Origin of the sequence: Halalkalicoccus subterraneus (assembly GCF_003697815.1) — an archaeon.
Classification (GTDB): Archaea; Halobacteriota; Halobacteria; order Halobacteriales; family Halalkalicoccaceae; genus Halalkalicoccus; species Halalkalicoccus subterraneus.
Window position 1 is genome coordinate 1 of sequence record NZ_RDQG01000038.1, and the last position, 17,251, is coordinate 17,251.

Below are 17,251 nucleotides of genomic sequence, written 5' to 3' on the forward strand. Positions count from 1 at the left end.
TCGACGCCGGCGAGTACCTCGTCAACTTCGGGGAGTTCGTCGAGAACAACCACCCGCTCGCGCCGGCGTCCTATACCTTCGAGTGGTGGATCCAGGAGTTCGAAGAGAGCGAGGTGAACGTTCAAGCGCTCGCCGATTCCCCACGGATCGACCTCGAATCACCCGCCGTCGAGGAGGCCCTCGACTGGGCAACCGAGTACGACGCCCCGCTCCATCCCGAGTACACCTACCTCTGGCACGACCTTTCTACTACCCAGTTCGAGGCGCTCGGCGACGCCGTCGACGAGGGGACGGTCACAGCGGGCGAACTCGAACTGACTCGAACACAAGTGGTTCGAGAGGCACTCGAAACCCTGCTGGTCGAACACCGCCAGACCGCAGAGACCCTTTCAATACCCGAGTGGCGCGCGCTCGTCGCCACGATGGGCTTCTCCGAAGAGTTGACCCGCGAGTGGGACTCGCTCTCCGAAGCGGCCCACGCGTGGGACGGCGGACAAAACGCGATGAAGGCCGTCGAGGAGGTCGCACCGTTCGCCGTGCGGGAACGCGCCCCGACCCGAATCGGCAACCGGATGGGACGGCCCGAGAAGTCCGAGAAGCGCGAACTCAGTCCGGCGGTCCATACCCTCTTTCCGATCGGCGAGGCCGGCGGCCCCCAGCGCGACGTCGCGAAGGCCGCCCGGTACGCCCCCGACATGCGGGACAAACCCGGCGAAATAGAGGTGAGGGTCGGCCGTCGGGAGTGCGAGGACTGTGGCACCCACACTTTCCGTGGGGACTGTCCCGGCTGTGGGGCCAATACGTTCCCCCATTACGAGTGTCCCGATTGCGACAGGGAACTCGAACCCGACGAGGCCGGTCGGGTCGAGTGTCCCCGCTGTGAGGTCGCGGGCACGAGCGTCGACCGACGGATGATCGACATCGGCGACGCCTACCACGACGCGCTTGACGCACTCGGCGAGCGCGAGGGCTCCTTCGAGACGCTGAAAGGAGTCAAGGGACTCACGTCGTCACACAAGACGCCCGAACCGATGGAGAAGGGCGTCCTCCGGGCGAAACACGGCGTTTCGGCGTTCAAGGACGGCACCATCCGCTACGACATGACCGACCTCCCCGTCAGCAGCGTCCGCCCCGAGGAACTCGACGTTTCGGTCGATGAGTTCCACCGACTCGGCTATCACGAGGACATCGAGGGGGCCCCGCTTGAACACGCCGATCAGTTGGTCGAGTTGAAGGTTCAGGACATCGTCCTCTCGGACGGCGCGGCCGAACACCTGCTCAAGACGGCCGATTTCGTCGACGACCTCCTCGAGCGTTACTACGGCCTCGAACCGTTCTACGACGTCTCAGAGCGCGAGGAACTCGTCGGCGAGCTCGTTTTCGGGATGGCGCCCCACACCAGCGCTGCCGTGGTGGGCCGCGTGATCGGCTTTACGAGCGCCGCCGTCGGCTACGCCCACCCGTACTTTCACGCTTCGAAGCGCCGGAACTGTGACGGCGATGAGGACTGTGTGATGTTGCTGATGGACGGCCTGCTCAACTTCTCGAAGGAGTACCTGCCGGACAAACGCGGCGGGCAGATGGACGCCCCCCTCGTGATGTCCTCGCGGATCGACCCCGCCGAGATCGACGACGAGGCCCACAACATGGACGTCGTCGAGCGCTACCCCCTCGAATTCTACGAGGCGACCCGCGAGATGGCCGACCCCGGCGAGGTCGACATCAGGCTCGCGGAGGAGTCGGTCGGAACCGACGACCAGTACCGCGGGTTTGCCCACACCCACGACACCTCGAACATCGCGCTCGGACCGGACCTCTCGGCGTACAAAACCCTGGGATCGATGATGGAGAAGATGGACGCTCAGCTCGAACTCGCGCGAAAACTTCGCGCTGTGGACGAAACAGACGTCGCGGAGCGTGTCATCGAGTACCACTTCCTCCCCGACCTGATCGGGAACTTGAGAGCGTTCTCCAGCCAGGAGACGCGCTGTCTCTCCTGTGGGAAGAAGTATCGCAGAATGCCCCTCTCGGGCGAATGTCGGGACTGCGGCGGGGACGTGAACCTGACCGTCCACGAGGGGTCGGTCAGCAAGTACATGGACACCGCGACCCGCGTCGCCGAGGAGTACGGCTGTCGCGAATACACCAAACAGCGCCTGAAGATCCTCGATCGCTCCCTCGAAAGCGTCTTCGAGAACGACAAAAACAAACAGAGCGGGATCGCGGACTTCATGTGATCGAGCCGGCCGTTCAATTGCTCCCGACTTGTCCTGTTACGATCCGCCAGGCGGCGACGACCACGACGACGGCACCCGCAAGCGGCAGGCCGGCAATGACGGCCATCGCCAACGAGGAGACGAGGTTCCCGGTCGTGACGAACGTGACGATCGCATAGAACGCGAGCAAGAGTCCCACGAAGATCCCCCATTCGAGCCGCGTTCGCGGTGCGCTGACGTTCCAGTTCATGAGTGATACTAAACCTATATTCTACTGTATGTTTCGGCCTCTTCTACTGACCCACAGAAGGTTGATGCGTGTCCCGATCCTACTGACAGTTATGAGTTCAGCCGAACCGCAGGGGTTGCAGGCGTTTCCCGAGGCGCTCTCGACGCGCGAGACGTGGCTCGAACCGTTCGGGTGGTACCGCGAGATGCGCGAGAACGCGCCCGTTCGCTACGATTCCGACCGCAACTCGTGGGACGTCTTCCGGTATGCCGACGTCAAACGGATCCTGAACGACGACGCGACCTTCTCGGTCGATCCCTCGAAGGCGACCGAGTTCGTCGAACCCGAGGGCGAGGGCGCGGGACTGATCCTCGATACGATGCTCTTCGAGGACCCGCCGCGCCACGACGAGCTTCGGGGGGTCGTCGAGGACTCGTTTCGTCCGCGGGCGATCCGTGAGCTCGAACCCCGGATCAGGGAGCTGACACGGGAGATCCTCGACGACGCCCTCGAAGGCGAGGGCGAGATCGATCTGGTTTCCGAGTTCGCTTATCCGCTACCGGTCGTCGTGATCGCCGAACTGCTGGGCGTGCCCGTCGAGGACCGCGATCGATTCAAGGAGTGGTCCGACGCCATCGTCTCCTCGGCGGGCGACGACGAGGGCGGTGCGGAGTTCGCACAGCGCCAACAGGCGGTCCAACAGGAGATGGGGATGTATTTCCTCCAGCTTATCGAAGAACGCCGCGAGAACCCGCAGGACGATCTGATTTCGACGATCGCGACCGCCGAGATCGACGGCGAGCCCCTGCCCCGCGAGGAGGTACTGGGCACCTGTATACTGCTGCTCGTCGCGGGTAACATCACGACGACGAACCTGATCACCAACGCCGTCCGGTGTTTCGGGAACAACGGCCTGTTCGACGCCTACACCGACACGGGTAGGGTGCCGACGTCGGCCATCGAGGAGACGCTGCGCTACCGCGCGCCGGTGCAGGCGATGACCCGCATCGCGACCGAGGACGTGACCGTCGGTGGCGAGACCATCGCTTCGGGCGAGCGGGTGATCGTCTGGATGGGCTCGGCCAACCGCGACGACCGGCAGTTCTCCGAGGGCGACTCCTTCATCCCCGACCGCTCGCCCAACCAACATCTGGGCTTCGGCCACGGCACCCACTACTGTCTGGGCGCGCCGCTTGCCCGCTTGGAGGCCGAGGTCGCCCTTTCCGAGCTGTTCGACCGGCTCTCCCATGTCGAGTTCGCCGACGCGGAACTCGAACCGACCAGGAGCTCGTTCATCTACGGCGTCGAGTCGCTGCCGCTGCGATACTCCGTCTGAGGCGGGTCTTTATCTCCTATAGGGTCGAATGGATCCCCATGAGCAGTGGGGAGACACCGGACGAGGTGGACGAGGAGGAGCTCACCCGTATCGGCCTCGGCCAACCGGTCTTCGACGGGGACGGCAACCGCCTGGGAACGGTCAGGGGGTTCGACAGCGCGGGCTTCTATACTACGATGCGCGAGGGATACGAGGCCATGAGTGCCGAACACGCCCGTTCGGGCGGGGAGTTCGGGGAGGCCGAACTCATGTGGCGCTGTATGGAGTGTGGCGAGATGGGCCGCATCGACGAGGGCCTGCCTGAGGAGTGTCCCAACTGCGGCGAGTCCAGGGAGTCGCTGATGTACTGGACCGAGGACTGACGATCCCGACGGGAACCCGCGACGAGTCCTCGCCCTGTCGCCACCGTAGCGTTTTATGGACGGCCGTCGAACTCCCTTCATGGTCGGAGATAGCGGGGAGATCCCGGACGACGTGGACGACGACGAGATCGAACGCCTCGATATGGGCCAGCCCGTCTTCGACGAGGACGGCAACCGGCTGGGCAGCATTCGCGGCTTCGACAACGCGGGCTTCTACGTGACGATGCGCGAGGGCTACGAGGCGATGAGCGTCGAGCACGCCCGATCCGGCGGGGAGTTCGGGGAGGCGAACCTGATGTGGCGCTGCATGGAGTGTGGCGAGATGGGCCGCATCGACGAGGGACTGCCCGAGGAGTGTCCCAACTGTGGCGAACCGCGCGAGGCGTTGATGTACTGGACCGAAGACTGAGGGATGGAGGTCGTCGTCTTCGGTGCGGGGAGTTTGGGGAGCCTTCTCGGGGGACTGCTCGCGCGCGAACACCGCGTCACGCTGGTCGGTCGCGACCCCCATGTTTCCGCGATCCGGCGGGACGGCTTGCAGATTTCGGGTACGATCGAGACCCACGTCTCTCCGGATGCAACAACCGACGGGATCGGCCTCGAAGCAGATCTCGCATTGGTTACCGTCAAGAGCTACGACACCGACGAGGCCGCCCGAACTCTTTCTACCGGCGAGTTCGGGGCCGTCTGCTCGTTACAGAACGGGTTGGGAAACGAACAGCGCCTCGAACGCGAACTCGACTGTCACGTGCTCGCCGGTACCGCGAGCTATGGCGCCCGACTGATGGGGCCGGGCGAGGTCGAATGTACCGGGATCGGGAGGGTGGCCCTTGGCCCGCCCGATGGCGGCGGGAGCGTCCTCGCGGCGGAAGTCGGTGAGGCGTTCACCGAGGCGACCGTCGAGACGACGGTCGCCGCCGACATGCCCCGGCGCCTCTGGGAGAAATGCGCCGTTAACGCCGGGGTCAACCCCGTAACGGCGCTCACCGGGACGGAAAACGGCGCCGTTCTCGGCGAACCGGCGCGGCCGATCGCCCGTGAGGCCGCACGTGAGACCGCCCGCGTCGCCCGCGAAACCGGCGTCGATTTGCCCGACGAGGCGGCTACTAGCGCCCTCCACCGGGTCGTGCGGGCCACTAGCGAGAACACCTCCTCGATGGCTCAGGACATCGAGCGCGGCCGTCGGACCGAGATCGACGCGATCAACGGCTACGTCGTCGAGCGCGCCGTCGAGCCGGTCCCGACGAACGCGCTGCTGGTCGGTCTGGTGAAAACGTTGGAGAACTCGCGCGAGTTGCGTTAGAACGGCGCCTGCGGGCCTTCGTCCGACGACTCGTCGTCGGTGGTTTCGCCGGGGAACGAGGGGCTCATGCCGCCACTGCCGCCCATCCCGCCGTCGCCGCCCATGCCGGTTTCGGCGTTGACCTTGTTGATCTCGGGGATCTCCTTGACCATCCGGCTCTTGATCGCCTGGATCGTCATCGGCGAGATCCCACAGCCGCTGCAGGCCCCGCCGAGCTGGATCGTCACCTCGCCGCTCTCGCGGTCGAGGTTCTGGATGGCGGCGCTGCCACCGTGCATCTGGATCTGCGGGAAGTTGCGCCGCAGGAAGTTACTGATGCGCTCTTCGAGGTCGTCAGCTTCCTGCGTTTCGGTGCTCATATTCACGCATACGACGCGACCGTTCTTAGACCTTTGGACTGTCTCAGCGCTCGACCCCGAGCACCCGGTGAAGCTCCGCCTCGATCCGCTCGACGTAGACCTCGAGGATCTCGTCGAACCGATCGTGCTCGACGATCACGCCCTGTATTCGGCCGTAGGGGTCCTCTGGAAGAGCCACTGAGAACTCGCCGTGCACCTCGTCGTACTGCGGTTCGCTCTCGTTCAACACCTGCTGGTCGATCGCGTGGACCAGCTCGGAGTCGTAGCGCTCGTTCATCTGCTCGAAGGCGTTCTTGTACGATCGCTGGAGCTCGTTGAAGTAGTGGACGTACTTGTCCTCGAACTTCTCGGGGTCGAAGTCGGCCATACCGACCACTCGAACGGCGCGAGTAAAAACGGGACGGTGTCGATATTTCTGGTTCTATATCGTCCAGCGTGATTTATCAGTTGGTGGGATCGTTGGTTCGCCGCTCTCGTGCACTGGACCGACCTGGCGTCCCGTGATTCGACCATCGCGGACGCTACCGAGCGATCCAGTCTTGTCAGCAACTCCACGAGGAGAGTTACCGAAACCGTTGATCGGTCACCAGTGACGCCAGCGGCTCGGATACCTCCAGGAGCGCGGAACCGATCGATCCGCCGATTAGCGTGGACTACACCTTCCACCGGAACAGACCGCCGCTCGAACAGTCGCCGTTCGCACCTTCTATCGATATTAAACTCTATACCGAGATATACAATCTCGATCGTCGCGCGACGATCCAACGGGCGTATTACCCGTCCCCACGTACCCCACCGTATGAGTGCTACGATCGTGGAACTCGAACTCCCTCTCGAGGAGTTCGCCCTCTCACGGACGTTTTCGGAACTCGACGAGATAGAGTGCGAAGTCGAGCGGTTCGTCGCCCAGGACGCCGATCACGTCATGCCGTTCGTCTGGATCACCGGCAACGACGGCGATCGGATCAAAGCGGCCCTCGATCGCGACGAGTCGGTCGAGAACCTCGAACTCGTCTCGGAACTCGACGGCGAGTGGCTCTATCGGATGGAATGGGTCGATCACATCGAGACGCTGATTCAGATCCTCGTCGAGGAACAGGGCTCGATCCTCGCCGCGTTCGGCGACGAATCGGGCTGGCAGCTCCGGGTGCTTTTCGCCGAACGCGACGCGCTGTCACGAACCTACGACTACTGTCAGGACGCGGGACTCACGATAGACATCCGGAGCATCTACCAGCTCGACGACGGCCGCGAGGGCCGGTTCGGCCTCACGGACGAACAGCAAGACACCCTCGAAATAGCGTACGAACACGGCTACTTCGACGTTCCCCGGGAGATCACGCTCACCGACCTCGCGACGGAGATCGGAATCAGTCACCAGGCGCTCTCCGAGCGCCTCCGACGCGGCCAGAAGAGCGTCCTGAAGAACACGGTCATCATCGGCAGCGAGGACGAGTAGCTCACCGCCCGCGCGTGTACAGCACGACCAGTAGCGCGACCAAAACCACTTGTGCGAGTTTGTCGACCGCGTCGAGTACCCCGACCGTTCCGAGCGTCGGCCCCACGATGACGTACCAGAGGACGATCTGTCCCGCGGTAAACGGGATCCCCAGCAGGTAGACCAGCGGCCGGCGGTACTCCGCGAGTACGAGCCCGATCCCGACGAAGAAGCCGACACCGGCGACCAGGAAGCTCGCCCGTAGCGCGAGGGCGGGCACGATCACTCCCAGCAGGAGGTGGATCGCACCGCTCAGCGCCGCCAATGCGATCGCGATCCAGTGAACCGATGTCAACGGATTCGTGTCGAATCGTACCATATCCATCGTATAGTTGGCACGTACTTCGTTCTCACGCCAACTGCTCGCCGACGAGCCGATCCGCGTGGGCGACGAACGCTTCGATTTCGTCTTTCGGCACCGTCGCTCCGGCGGCGACGTCGTGGCCGCCCCCGTCGCCGCCGACCGCGCCCGCGGCCGTACCGACTACCGCCGAAAGGTCGAGCCCCCGGCGAACGAGGGCGTGTGTTCCCCGTGTCGAGACCTTCATGTGTTCCTCGTCCTTCTCGGCGAAGGCGACGATCGGTTTTTCCCTGCTGATGCCGTCCGACCCGAGCGCCATCCCCGCGACGATCCCGACGATCGTATCAGGGATCCGGTCCCCGGCGTCGAACCACTGGAGGTGTCTTTCGCTTTCGACGCCGGTTTCGTTCACCCACTGGAGCCCCTCCGAGAGGTTCCGGCGGTGGCTTCCCAGTAGCGTTCGGGCGGCATCGAGCGCCTCCTTGCGATCCCCGAGACAGATCGCGAGGCCCACGTCCGCCCGCTCGTAGCGCGCGGTCGCGTTCAACACGGTCGAGAACTCGCTCGCATCGCGAAGCTCGGTGCCGGACTTCTCCCCGACGAGCGTGTAGGTCGTCCCGGTCAGCCCGTCGATCTTCTCGGCCGGGACGCCGCTTGCGACCGCTCGACGGATCAGCGCGCTTACGACCGTTTTTCGCTCGTCCCCGTCGAGATCCGCCCAGCAGCGCCACTCGCGGTCCTCGCGCAGATCGAGGTCGAGGTCGTCGAGGAACCTGAGAGTTCCGTTGGCATCGCCCGAAATCCCCGGAATCCCGATGTCGCTCGTGTACTCCAGTAGTTTGGGGAGCGGCCGGGTCTGGGTTCCGTAGAGCGCGAGGTCGGTGTTCGCTTCGAGGACGCCCGCCTCGACGCCTTCTTCGACGATCGCCTCGTTCGCCCCGACGAGCCCGCCGTCGCTCGACTGCATGTCGCCGACCGCCCCGACGACCGCCAGCGCCGCGAGATCCCGATTGTCGGTGTCATCTTCGAGTGCGCGTGCGAGGAGATACGCGGTTCCGGCCCCCGAGAGCTCCGAGGCGCCGTTCAATCCCTCTAACAAGGGGTTACAGTGGAACTCGGTGTCGGCGTCGGCGGGCTGGTGGTGATCGCAGATCACGGGGGTGAAATCACCTCGATTCTCGTGCTCGGCGATGAGATCGAGCTGCCCGCTTCCGAAGTCGGTAAAGAGGACCGTCTCGGAGCGGTGGGTGGCAATCGTCTCCAGTTCGTCGGCGTCGAGCTGTTTCGCGAACGTCGTCTCGAAGGCGATCCCCGCTCTTTCGAGCGCGCTTGCGGCGATCCCTGCGCTCGTCAGCCCGTCGGCGTCGATGTGCGAGGCGAGCAACACCTCCTCGGACGCGGCGATCCGCTCCGCGCAGGCGCTCGCTCGCTCGTCGAGTTCGGGGACCGGGCCGGTCATTGCACACCCTTGGCCCGTCGTCGGGTATAAACTTCCGGAGTGAAGCGCCGACGTTAACCTCCGATCCCGCCTACCCGCACGTATGCTCTCGGATTCGACGGTGACGCTCCTCACGAAACTGCTGGTCGTGGGCCTGCTCGCGGTTTCGCTCGTCTCGACGGTTCTGACGGTCCGGGAAGCGGGTCCCGTCGCCGCACTGCCGGGATTGGTCGGCGTCTACGTCACGCTCGTCCTCGCGGTTGGCGTCCTCGTCACGGGTCTGCTCGATCCGCGCTTTCAGGTCGCGTTCGCGCTCGGGCTGACGGCGTTCGGGGTTTCGATGTACGTTACCGAAAGCGCCCTCGTCGGCGTCCTGTTCGCAGTTGTTGGCCTGTTCACGCTGGGAACGAAGGGCCGCGAGCTCGCATGAAGGCGAAACCGAAAAACGCCCGCCTGCCGTGGCGTCGGTATGAACGCCACCTACCCGCCACCGCTCTCCCGCGGCGACACCGTCGCCGTGATCGCACCCTCACACGCCGCCCCGAACGGCGCGCTCTCACGGGGTATCGAGCGGCTTCGCTCGTTCGACCTCGACGTCGAACTGTTCGACACTGCGACCCGCACCACCGAGTGGCTCCGGGCGAACCCCGAAGGGCGCGCCGAGGACGTCCATCGCGCGTTCGAGCGCGAGGATATTCGGGGAGTGATCGCCGCGTTCGGGGGCAACTGCGAACTCCAGATGCTCCCGTATCTGGATCCCGACCGGCTTCGTGAGAACCCCACGCGGTTTTTCGGCGCGAGCGACAACACTCACCTGCACCTGTTTCTCGACTCCCTCGGACTCGTTTCGTTTTATGGCGCCCAGCTGTTCCCCGATTTGGTCGCCGACCCGCGGATGCATCCGACCACCCGCGAGTACGTCGAGCGCGCGCTGTTCGAGACGCCCTTCGGCTCGCTCGAGCCCACTGGGGAGTGGACCGACGAGTACTACGACCTCGCGAGCGACCTGCCCCGCACCTGGTTCGAAAGCGGGGGCTGGCGCTGGCACAACGCGACCGAGAAAGTCCTCACCGCACCCGTGGTCGGGGGCTGTCTCGCGATGCTCGAATCCCAGCTGCTGACCGACACGCCCTACTTCACTCGCGAGAGCTGCGAGGGGCGGATCCTCGCGGTCGAGACCTCCGGGGAGACCCCCGAGCCCGCGGTCGTCGAGCGGTTCTTCATGGCGCTGGGCGAACGGGGGATGCTCGAGGCCTGTGAGGCGCTCGTCGTCGGCAAGCCAGAAACGCCTGGGGGCGACGAACGGGATAAATATCGCAGCCGCCAACGGCGTACCATTGCGAACACCGTCGACGAGTACGCCGACCTGCCGATCGTCTTCGACCTCGATTTCGGTCACCCCGCACCCGACCTTCCCCTCCCGCTGGGCGCCCCTATGACGATCGACCCGGCCGGGCGGGCGATCCGGTTCCCTCAGCCGCGATAGCTCGGGGCGGCCCGCTCGACGACGTCGCAGGCCAGTTCCTCGAAGCTCGCCGCGTCGGGAACGACGTCCACATCCACCCCCGCCCGTTCGGCCGTCTCGCGGGTCGGTCCCCCGATCGCGCCGACGACCGCAGTAGAAAGGCCCGTAATCGCCTCCTCGCGCAGCCCCCGCTCGGCCGCGGCAGCGAGGAAGTGCTCGACGGTCAGCGAGGAGGTAAACAGCGCGCCCTCCAACTCGCCGGCGGCGGCCCGCTCGGCCGAGACGCCCGATTCCGGCGGGCGGATCAGCCTGTAAAGCACCGTCTCATGGACGTACGCGCCCGCGTCGTTCAGCCCGTCGGTGAGGACGGAACTGCCGTGATCCGAGCGGGCGACCTCGACGCGTGAGCCGGCGACCTCGCTTTCGAGTGCGTGGACGAGCCCCGCGGAGGAGAACTCCTCGGGGATCAGGTCGACCTCGTAGCCCGCCTCCCGAAGCGCTCTGGCCGTTCTGTCGCCGATCGCACAGACGGCTCCCGAGTCCGACGGGCGCCAGCCCGCATCGGCCGCCAACTCGACGCCTGTCTTGCTCGTCAGGACCGTGTAATCGGTGTCTTCCCGTGGGGTCGCGCCCGTGGGCTCGACCGCGAGCATCGGGTCGGCTATCGGATCGGCACCGAGCGATTCAAGGAGGTCGACGGCTTCAGCGAGGCGCTCGTCGTCCGGCCGGAAGACGGCGATCCGTGTCTCCTGGCTCATCCGTCTCCCCCCGAGTTCTCCATCGAACCGTCCACTCCGTCCGCGTACAGCCCCGCGACCCCGCCTATCACCGTCACCGCGGGCGGCTCGATGCCTTCCTCGTCGCGCACCGAAACGATCGTCTCGAGGGTGCCCGCGACCGCCCGCCCGTCGGGCCAGGTCCCGCGCTCGACCAGCGCGACCGGCGTCTCGGGGTCCATGCCGGCCTCACGCAGCGCGCGGGTGTACTCCGGCAGTTTGCCGACGCCCATCAGCACGACGATGGTTCCGCCCGTCGCGGCGAGCGCCTCCCAGTCGACCGCCGATTCGTCCTTGGTTGGGTCCTCGTGACCCGTGACGAACGAAACACTGGAAGCGTGATCGCGGTGGGTGACCGGGATCCCGAAGACGGCGGGGGCGGCGATGGGCGAGGTGATCCCGGGGACGACCTCGACCTCGATTCCGCGCTCGCGGAGGTACGCCAGTTCCTCGCCCCCACGCCCGAAGACGAACGGGTCGCCGCCCTTCAGCCGAACGACCGTCTTGCCCGCGCGGGCGAGTTCGAGCAGTCGCTCGTTGATCGCTTCCTGACCGGTTCGCTCGCCGCCCGCGCGCTTGCCCACGTCCTCGCGTTTCTCCTCCGGGATCGACTCGATGATCTCCGGGCCTGGAAGCTTGTCGTGGAGCACGACGTCCGCGTCTTCGATCAACCGCTTTGCCTTCACCGTCAGCAGTTCGGGGTCGCCCGGCCCGCTCCCCACCAGATGAACGGTGCCGGTCATTTCCCGTTCTCCCCGGTTCCGTCCTCCTCGGTTCGTTCCGGATCGACCTCCTCCTCGCTCGCTTCGCGCTTTGCCTCCTCGATCAGCTCGCGGGCGCCCCGATCTGCGAGCTCCTCGGCGAGCTCGCGGGCGGCCTCCGCGTGTCGTTCGACCGGGAGGTCGCGAGTTACCGAGATGGTCGGCTCGCCCCCTCTGGCGAGTACCTGCACACGCGTGCGGACGTACTCACCCTGGATCACCGCGTGGATCCCGATCGGGGCGACACAGCCGCCGCCGAGCGTCGCGAGGACCGTGCGCTCGACGGTCGTCTCGACACGGCTCCGCGGGTGGTCGAGCGCGTCGTTGACCTCACGGGCGAGGTCGGTATCCGCCATCGCCACCGCGAGGGCGCCCTGGCCCGCCGCGGGGACGAACGACTCCACGGGAAGCTCTCTCGTGGGTATCTCCCGATCCAGCCCCGAGCGTTCGAGCCCGGCCGCGGCGAGCACGATCGCGTCGAACGGCTCGCTTCGCTCGAACGCCCGGCGCTCGCGCTCGGAGAGCCCCTCGACCCACTCCTCGGGCCGTTGGTCGAACGCCGGCTCGAAGTCCTCGTCCGTGTTGGCCTTTCGTTCCTCGTCGGCGGCGACCCGCCGGTCGTACTCCTCGTTGAGCGACTTCGAGAGCAGCTTTTCGACCCGGGTATCGACGTTGCCTCGCAGGGGTTCGACGGTCAGGTCCGGGCGCTGTGCGAGCAACTGGGCGCCCCGTCGGAGGCTGCCGGTGCCGACCGTCGCGCCCTCCGGAAGCTCCTCGAGGGTCGTCCCCTCTGGGGTCACCAGTCGGTCGCCGGGCGTTCCGCGTTTGGGGACGGCGGCGACCACCAGTTCCGACTCCTCGGTCGGCATGTCCTTCATCGAGTGGATCGCGCCCTCTACCTCTCCCTCCAGTACCTTCTCGTCGAGGCTGCGTACGAACGCCCCGGTCTTGCCGAGGCGGTGGATGAGTTCGTCGCTGATCCGGTCGCCAGTCGTCTCGACGGTGACGAGCTCGACCTCCCGGCGACGCCCCGAGAGCGCTCGCTTTACCGTCTCGGCCTGGGCGAGCGCGAGGTCCGATCCGCGCGTCGCCAGCCGAATCGGGTCCGATGGCGTGGTCATACCGGCGTTTCGGCCCCCGACGCACATATACTGCCGGTTATCGTCACCGCCGGCTTGTCCTCCCCGACCTCGCCACGAAACACACCTCATCCGACATTTACCCACCCTTATCCCGTCAGCCGTTTTGAACGAGACATGGGAACGATCGCGGAGCTCTCGGTGCCGACGACGGAGTTCGCGCTGTGCGAGACGCTCGCCGCCGTCCCCGACGCCGAACTCGAAGTCGAGCGCGTCGCCGCCCACGGCGAGCGGGCGCTCGTGCCGTTCGTCTGGGTCCGGACGAGCGAGTTCGAGCGCTTCGAGGCCGCTCTGGGGGACGACTCGTCCGTCGGGGAGTTCGAGTGTGTCTCGACGCTTGAGACCGAGCGCCTCTATCGGATGGACTGGGTGGGATCGACTCGCCTTCTGGTTCACGCCGTCCTCGAGGCTGACTCGACGGTCCTCTCGGCGACCGGGAGCGACGACCACTGGCAGCTCCGCCTGCTCTTTCCCGATCACGACGCGTTGTCGACGGTCCACGATCACTGCCGAGCGGCCGACATCGAGTTCGAGATCACCAGCATCTACGAGCTCGAAGGACAGCGCCACAGACGCTACGGGCTGACGGCCCGCCAGCACCGAACGCTGATCGAGGGGGTCGAACGCGGCTACTACGAGATCCCGCGCGAGCTCACGCTCGGGGAGTTCGCCGAGCGACTCGACGTCTCACACCAGGCGCTCTCGGAGCGATTGCGTCGGGGCCACCGAAACCTCATCGAGTCCGGGCTGATCGCTGGTCGTGAGCCCTCCGGGTTCGAAGAAATCGATCGCGATGGGTCCTGAGCCGGACGGTCTCCCGTACCTCGCTCAGGGGCGGCGAGTCTACCGGCGCGTATCGTCGTCGTCGAGCAACCCGTCATCGTCGTTGCCGACGGTATCGTCGTTGTCGTCCAACAGACCATCGTCGTCGGTGATGCCGGTGTCGTCCGTCGAGCTGCCGGTACCGACGCCGGCGCCCGTTCCGGCCGTGCCGGCCGATGCGAGGCGTACTTCGCCGCCGGTGACCGACTCGACGGCTTCTTCCTGCAGCGGATAGGTGTCCTCGTCGCGGTCGTCCCAGCCGAGTTTCGACTTGATTTTGTTCGTCAACCCGGGATCGGGGTCGACGTAGGCGGTACCGTGCTCGACATCAGCGATGATGCCGACGTCCTCGCCCTGGTCGTTGACGACGCTCTTGCCTTCGTCGTCCTCGGTGAACGTGTGTGCCATCGCGACAGGAGATACACTCGGCCCGCGTTTCGTGACGGCGCTTGCACCGGCAACCAGTTTATCAGTGATCCGCCACGAGTACCGCAGAACCGTCGAACGCCGCAGGAGATAGTAGGCCGCAAGCGGCGGCTGGACGGGGGGAACGAGCAGGCTGAGAAACGCGAGCCCGAGGTAGAGTCCGGGGTTTGGTCGCCAGCCGGTGGTCGTCGTGTGGACGTACCGCGCGTCCCGGTAGATCGCGACGGGAAACACCGCCAGTGCGAGCGCCCCGAAGGTCGCCGGGATCGCGACCACCGACGCGGGCAACGCCAGCACGTACGCGATCAGAGCCACGGGGATCCCCGACAACGATCCACTGAGCGAGGCGGCGACGAGGACCCACCACCCGTCCCAGCCCGGCGCGACCGCGACCCGTTCGTGTCGCCGATAGAGGTAGACGATCCCGACCAGCGGTGCGGAGACCACCAGCGCCGCGAGTGCGTACAGCTGGTAGTTCACGCGCCACGATCCGCGCTTGCGAAGGTGACGGCCGTCGAAAAACAGGCAGATCGGGACCCCGATCCGGATCGCCAGCCCGCCGACGCTCGCCACCACGAGGATGGTTCGTCCGACGAGGGGGTCGGGATGGTCCTGCAGCAGACCGATGATCCCGACGCCGATCACGGGCGGAAGGGCGAACAGCAGGGTTTCGAGCAGGCGATACCACGATCCTCGCTCCATCTACAGGGCGTGTTTGTACGCTTCGAGGGTCTCCTCGACGTCCTCCTCGGTATGCGAATCGCTCACGAACTGCGACTCGAACCCGTTCTGACTGAGGAATACCCCCTGATCGAACATCGCGGGCCGAAGCAGGCGGTTCCAGCGCTCGATTTCCGTCTTTCCGACGTCCGCGCCCGTCTTCGGACAGTGCGTGTAGCGCGCACAGTCGGTGCGCTGTTCACAGCCGCTCTCACACTGGCCCTCGCCTTCGACGGGTGTATCGCGCGTGAAGAGGACCTTGAAGACGCTGTCGGTCCCCGCGACGGTGTACTCGGGGGCCTGCTCGGCACAGATGTCGGTCAGGCCCGACCGTAACTGCTCGCCGAGCGCGTTCACGTGGTCGTAGACGCCGTTTTCGGCGGCGTACTTCAGCGTTTCCAGCCCCGCCGCCATCGTCACCGGGTGCCCCGAGAACGTGCCGGCCTGGAAGACGTCGCCCGACGGGGTGAACGACTCGATGACCTCCGCCCGGCCGCCGATCGCGCCGACCGGAAAGCCTCCCCCGACGATCTTGCCGAAGGTCGTTACATCGGGGGTGACGTCGAACTTCCCCTGTGCGCAGGCGAGCCCGCCGACGCGAAAGCCGGTGATGACCTCGTCGAAGATCAACAGCGAGCCGTGCTCGCGGGTGAGTTTTCTGAGTGTCTCGTGGTAGCCGTCCACTGGAGTGACGATTCCCTTGTTCGCGAGGATCGGCTCGACGAGCACGCCCGCGATCTCCTCGCCGCGCTCCTCGAAGACGCGCTCTACGGCTTCGGTGTCGTTGAACGGCACCGGGATCGTGTGCTCGGCAAAGGACTGGGGAACGCCCTTCGAACTCGGGGACGGATCATCGGAATCGCCCTCGACCAGCGTCGACTCCTGGGCACCGTGATAGCCCCCTTGCATGACGACGATCTTCTCCCTCCCCGTGTAGCCCCGTGCGAGTCGCACGGCCGAGACGGTGGCCTCAGTACCCGAATTGACGAAGCGGACCTTCTCGACGCTCGGAACGTGACGGGCGACGAACTCCGCGAGCTCGACCTCGATCTCGGTGGGCGCGCCGTACATCGGGCCGGCGCTGGCCTGTTTCTGGATCGCGGATTCGACCGACTGGGGCAGGTCGTGGCCCAAAAGCAGCGGCCCGAGCCCCATCACCCAGTCGATATACCGGTTGCCGTCGGCGTCGATGACGTGCCCGCCGTCGCCGCGCTCGACGAAGAAGGGGTACGGCTGGATCGAGGCTCTCACTGGCGAGTTCACTCCTCCGGGAAGGACCGACAGCGCCCTGTCGTACAGCTCGCGGGAGTTCTCGAGGGTCATACCCCAATTCCGGGTTTCGGGCTACTTAATCGGGACGGGTCGGCGTCGCGCGCGTCGCCGTCGCCTTGAACGAGACGACGACCGCCCGGCCGGGTTCGAGGCCGAGTCGCTCGACGCTCGCACGGGTCACGAGCGCGACCAGCACCGTTCCGTCCCCGACCCCGACTCGGACGTGGGCGACCGATTCGCCGCTCTCGACGCGTTCTACAGTGCCCTCGAATCGGTTCCGAGCACTCGTCTCGTCGGGCGCGGGCGCCTCCTCGGGCGGCGTCAGCGTGATCGCGTCCGAGCGGATCGCCACCGCGACTGCCTCGCCCTCCGGGGGAACGAGCGCGCGAACCTCCCCCGGATCGCACTCCACGACGCCGAGTTCGCCCTCGCGCTCGATCACCCGACCCGAAAGCACCGTCTCCTCGACGGCCGTCAGCCCCTCCGCGGCGGTTTCGAGGCGGTCGAACCGTTCGAGCAACTCGCGTGCCCCGTCGGTGAGCGAACTCCCACCGCCGCCCGACCCGCCCCGTTGGCGTTCGACCAGCGGGCCGAGCGCCGCCTCCAGTTCGACGACCCGGCGCTGGGCGTGCGCGTAGGAGCGTTCCAACTCGCCTGTAGCCGCGTGGATCGAGCCGTGCTCGGCGATCGCACGGAGCAACTCGACGTCGCGGTCGGTGACGACCTCCTCGTCGACGGCCAACCCCGTTTCGACCGCGCTGCGGACGTCCCGGTCCTCGTCCATGGGATACGCTATCTCCGACGGACGGGGGGATCAATCCAGCGATC

The 17,251-nt window shown here is 66.1% G+C and carries 20 protein-coding genes; 9 read left to right on the forward strand and 11 right to left on the reverse strand.

Going from position 1 to position 17,251, the window contains the following annotated elements; genetic code table 11:
- Positions 1-2,237 (forward strand): DNA polymerase II large subunit (gene polC, locus EAO80_RS10385; RefSeq protein ID WP_122089828.1); only part of this gene is annotated, 2,237 nt, incomplete at its 5' end.
- Positions 2,238-2,250: 13 nt separating this feature from the next.
- Here polC and EAO80_RS10390 read toward each other — a convergent pair.
- Positions 2,251-2,466, reverse strand: a complete 216-nt coding sequence (locus tag EAO80_RS10390) for a hypothetical protein (RefSeq protein ID WP_122089829.1) — start codon at positions 2,464-2,466, stop codon at positions 2,251-2,253.
- Between the two features lie 91 nt (positions 2,467-2,557).
- Here EAO80_RS10390 and EAO80_RS10395 point away from each other — a divergent pair, with 91 nt between their 5' ends.
- From EAO80_RS10395 to EAO80_RS10410, 4 genes are all read left to right on the forward strand, one after another.
- Positions 2,558-3,781: a cytochrome P450 gene (locus tag EAO80_RS10395; protein ID WP_122089830.1), complete on the forward strand. Its 1,224-nt coding sequence runs from the start codon at positions 2,558-2,560 to the stop codon at positions 3,779-3,781.
- A gap of 38 nt (positions 3,782-3,819) precedes the next feature.
- Positions 3,820-4,143: a DUF7130 family rubredoxin-like protein gene (locus tag EAO80_RS10400; RefSeq protein ID WP_122089831.1), complete on the forward strand. Its 324-nt coding sequence runs from the start codon at positions 3,820-3,822 to the stop codon at positions 4,141-4,143.
- 79 nt (positions 4,144-4,222) lie between these two features.
- The gene (locus EAO80_RS10405) at positions 4,223-4,552 is read left to right on the forward strand and encodes a DUF7130 family rubredoxin-like protein (protein ID WP_122089832.1); all 330 of its coding nucleotides are present in this window, start codon (positions 4,223-4,225) and stop codon (positions 4,550-4,552) included.
- A 3-nt stretch (positions 4,553-4,555) separates the two neighbouring features.
- Positions 4,556-5,446, forward strand: coding sequence for a ketopantoate reductase family protein (locus EAO80_RS10410; RefSeq protein WP_122089833.1), 891 nt, complete (start codon positions 4,556-4,558; stop codon positions 5,444-5,446).
- Here the strand turns inward: EAO80_RS10410 and EAO80_RS10415 are convergent.
- Positions 5,443-5,805 (reverse strand): NifU family protein, encoded by a 363-nt coding sequence (locus tag EAO80_RS10415; protein ID WP_122089834.1) that lies wholly within the window; start codon positions 5,803-5,805, stop codon positions 5,443-5,445. The two genes, EAO80_RS10410 and EAO80_RS10415, sit on opposite strands and share 4 nt — an antisense overlap.
- A gap of 43 nt (positions 5,806-5,848) precedes the next feature.
- Positions 5,849-6,172 (reverse strand): DUF5783 family protein, encoded by a 324-nt coding sequence (locus EAO80_RS10420; RefSeq protein WP_122089835.1) that lies wholly within the window; start codon positions 6,170-6,172, stop codon positions 5,849-5,851.
- Positions 6,173-6,604: 432 nt separating this feature from the next.
- Between EAO80_RS10420 and EAO80_RS10425 the strand changes: the two genes are divergently transcribed.
- Entirely contained in the window at positions 6,605-7,264 is a 660-nt protein-coding gene (locus EAO80_RS10425; RefSeq protein ID WP_122089836.1) for a helix-turn-helix domain-containing protein, read from the forward strand.
- Between the two features lies 1 nt (position 7,265).
- Here the strand turns inward: EAO80_RS10425 and EAO80_RS10430 are convergent, their stop codons facing one another.
- Both EAO80_RS10430 and EAO80_RS10435 read right to left on the reverse strand, forming a co-directional pair.
- A complete protein-coding gene (locus EAO80_RS10430) occupies positions 7,266-7,622 on the reverse strand; it encodes a DUF7475 family protein (protein WP_122089872.1) in 357 nt (118 codons plus the stop codon).
- 31 nt (positions 7,623-7,653) lie between these two features.
- Positions 7,654-9,063, reverse strand: coding sequence for a DHHA1 domain-containing protein (locus tag EAO80_RS10435; RefSeq protein ID WP_122089837.1), 1,410 nt, complete (start codon positions 9,061-9,063; stop codon positions 7,654-7,656).
- A gap of 82 nt (positions 9,064-9,145) precedes the next feature.
- Here EAO80_RS10435 and EAO80_RS10440 point away from each other — a divergent pair, with 82 nt between their 5' ends.
- Positions 9,146-9,472 (forward strand): hypothetical protein, encoded by a 327-nt coding sequence (locus tag EAO80_RS10440; RefSeq protein WP_122089838.1) that lies wholly within the window; start codon positions 9,146-9,148, stop codon positions 9,470-9,472.
- A gap of 39 nt (positions 9,473-9,511) precedes the next feature.
- A complete protein-coding gene (locus EAO80_RS10445) occupies positions 9,512-10,528 on the forward strand; it encodes a S66 family peptidase (protein ID WP_122089839.1) in 1,017 nt (338 codons plus the stop codon).
- Here the strand turns inward: EAO80_RS10445 and EAO80_RS10450 are convergent.
- Genes EAO80_RS10450 through hemC form a run of 3 tightly spaced genes read right to left on the reverse strand, consistent with a single transcriptional unit; the run spans position 10,516 to position 13,165 of the window.
- Entirely contained in the window at positions 10,516-11,265 is a 750-nt protein-coding gene (locus EAO80_RS10450) for a uroporphyrinogen-III synthase (protein ID WP_122089840.1), read from the reverse strand. The two genes, EAO80_RS10445 and EAO80_RS10450, sit on opposite strands and share 13 nt — an antisense overlap.
- Positions 11,262-12,026, reverse strand: a complete 765-nt coding sequence (gene cobA / locus EAO80_RS10455; protein ID WP_122089841.1) for a uroporphyrinogen-III C-methyltransferase — start codon at positions 12,024-12,026, stop codon at positions 11,262-11,264. Before cobA ends, EAO80_RS10450 begins: the two co-directional genes overlap by 4 nt.
- Entirely contained in the window at positions 12,023-13,165 is a 1,143-nt protein-coding gene (hemC, locus tag EAO80_RS10460) for a hydroxymethylbilane synthase (RefSeq protein ID WP_122089873.1), read from the reverse strand. The genes cobA and hemC overlap by 4 nt, the downstream gene beginning before the upstream one ends.
- Before the next feature lie 135 nt (positions 13,166-13,300).
- On the opposite strand from hemC, the gene EAO80_RS10465 reads away from it, so the two are divergent.
- Complete coding sequence (locus EAO80_RS10465; protein ID WP_122089842.1) at positions 13,301-13,987, forward strand: helix-turn-helix domain-containing protein; 687 nt, start codon at positions 13,301-13,303, stop codon at positions 13,985-13,987.
- A gap of 39 nt (positions 13,988-14,026) precedes the next feature.
- On the opposite strand, the gene EAO80_RS20350 is transcribed toward EAO80_RS10465, so the two are convergent.
- Genes EAO80_RS20350 through EAO80_RS10485 form a run of 3 tightly spaced genes read right to left on the reverse strand, consistent with a single transcriptional unit; the run spans position 14,027 to position 17,207 of the window.
- Positions 14,027-15,133: a hypothetical protein gene (locus tag EAO80_RS20350; RefSeq protein ID WP_245998575.1), complete on the reverse strand. Its 1,107-nt coding sequence runs from the start codon at positions 15,131-15,133 to the stop codon at positions 14,027-14,029.
- Positions 15,134-16,474: a glutamate-1-semialdehyde 2,1-aminomutase gene (gene hemL / locus EAO80_RS10480; RefSeq protein WP_122089843.1), complete on the reverse strand. Its 1,341-nt coding sequence runs from the start codon at positions 16,472-16,474 to the stop codon at positions 15,134-15,136.
- 25 nt (positions 16,475-16,499) lie between these two features.
- Entirely contained in the window at positions 16,500-17,207 is a 708-nt protein-coding gene (locus tag EAO80_RS10485; RefSeq protein ID WP_122089844.1) for a TOBE domain-containing protein, read from the reverse strand.
- Positions 17,208-17,251 lie beyond the last annotated feature (44 nt).

What these genes read in the sequence shown, in the direction of transcription:
- EAO80_RS10390 (WP_122089829.1), bottom strand. Translation starts at nt 2,466, where the DNA reads ATGAACTGGAACGTCAGCGCACCGCGAACGCGGCTCGAATGGGGGATC.
- EAO80_RS10395 (WP_122089830.1), top strand. Translation starts at nt 2,558, where the DNA reads ATGAGTTCAGCCGAACCGCAGGGGTTGCAGGCGTTTCCCGAGGCGCTC.
- EAO80_RS10400 (WP_122089831.1), top strand. Translation starts at nt 3,820, where the DNA reads ATGAGCAGTGGGGAGACACCGGACGAGGTGGACGAGGAGGAGCTCACC.
- EAO80_RS10405 (WP_122089832.1), top strand. Translation starts at nt 4,223, where the DNA reads ATGGTCGGAGATAGCGGGGAGATCCCGGACGACGTGGACGACGACGAG.
- EAO80_RS10410 (WP_122089833.1), top strand. Translation starts at nt 4,556, where the DNA reads ATGGAGGTCGTCGTCTTCGGTGCGGGGAGTTTGGGGAGCCTTCTCGGG.
- EAO80_RS10415 (WP_122089834.1), bottom strand. Translation starts at nt 5,805, where the DNA reads ATGAGCACCGAAACGCAGGAAGCTGACGACCTCGAAGAGCGCATCAGT.
- EAO80_RS10420 (WP_122089835.1), bottom strand. Translation starts at nt 6,172, where the DNA reads ATGGCCGACTTCGACCCCGAGAAGTTCGAGGACAAGTACGTCCACTAC.
- EAO80_RS10425 (WP_122089836.1), top strand. Translation starts at nt 6,605, where the DNA reads ATGAGTGCTACGATCGTGGAACTCGAACTCCCTCTCGAGGAGTTCGCC.
- EAO80_RS10430 (WP_122089872.1), bottom strand. Translation starts at nt 7,622, where the DNA reads ATGGTACGATTCGACACGAATCCGTTGACATCGGTTCACTGGATCGCG.
- EAO80_RS10435 (WP_122089837.1), bottom strand. Translation starts at nt 9,063, where the DNA reads ATGACCGGCCCGGTCCCCGAACTCGACGAGCGAGCGAGCGCCTGCGCG.
- EAO80_RS10440 (WP_122089838.1), top strand. Translation starts at nt 9,146, where the DNA reads ATGCTCTCGGATTCGACGGTGACGCTCCTCACGAAACTGCTGGTCGTG.
- EAO80_RS10445 (WP_122089839.1), top strand. Translation starts at nt 9,512, where the DNA reads ATGAACGCCACCTACCCGCCACCGCTCTCCCGCGGCGACACCGTCGCC.
- EAO80_RS10450 (WP_122089840.1), bottom strand. Translation starts at nt 11,265, where the DNA reads ATGAGCCAGGAGACACGGATCGCCGTCTTCCGGCCGGACGACGAGCGC.
- cobA (WP_122089841.1), bottom strand. Translation starts at nt 12,026, where the DNA reads ATGACCGGCACCGTTCATCTGGTGGGGAGCGGGCCGGGCGACCCCGAA.
- hemC (WP_122089873.1), bottom strand. Translation starts at nt 13,165, where the DNA reads ATGACCACGCCATCGGACCCGATTCGGCTGGCGACGCGCGGATCGGAC.
- EAO80_RS10465 (WP_122089842.1), top strand. Translation starts at nt 13,301, where the DNA reads ATGGGAACGATCGCGGAGCTCTCGGTGCCGACGACGGAGTTCGCGCTG.
- EAO80_RS20350 (WP_245998575.1), bottom strand. Translation starts at nt 15,133, where the DNA reads ATGGAGCGAGGATCGTGGTATCGCCTGCTCGAAACCCTGCTGTTCGCC.
- hemL (WP_122089843.1), bottom strand. Translation starts at nt 16,474, where the DNA reads ATGACCCTCGAGAACTCCCGCGAGCTGTACGACAGGGCGCTGTCGGTC.
- EAO80_RS10485 (WP_122089844.1), bottom strand. Translation starts at nt 17,207, where the DNA reads ATGGACGAGGACCGGGACGTCCGCAGCGCGGTCGAAACGGGGTTGGCC.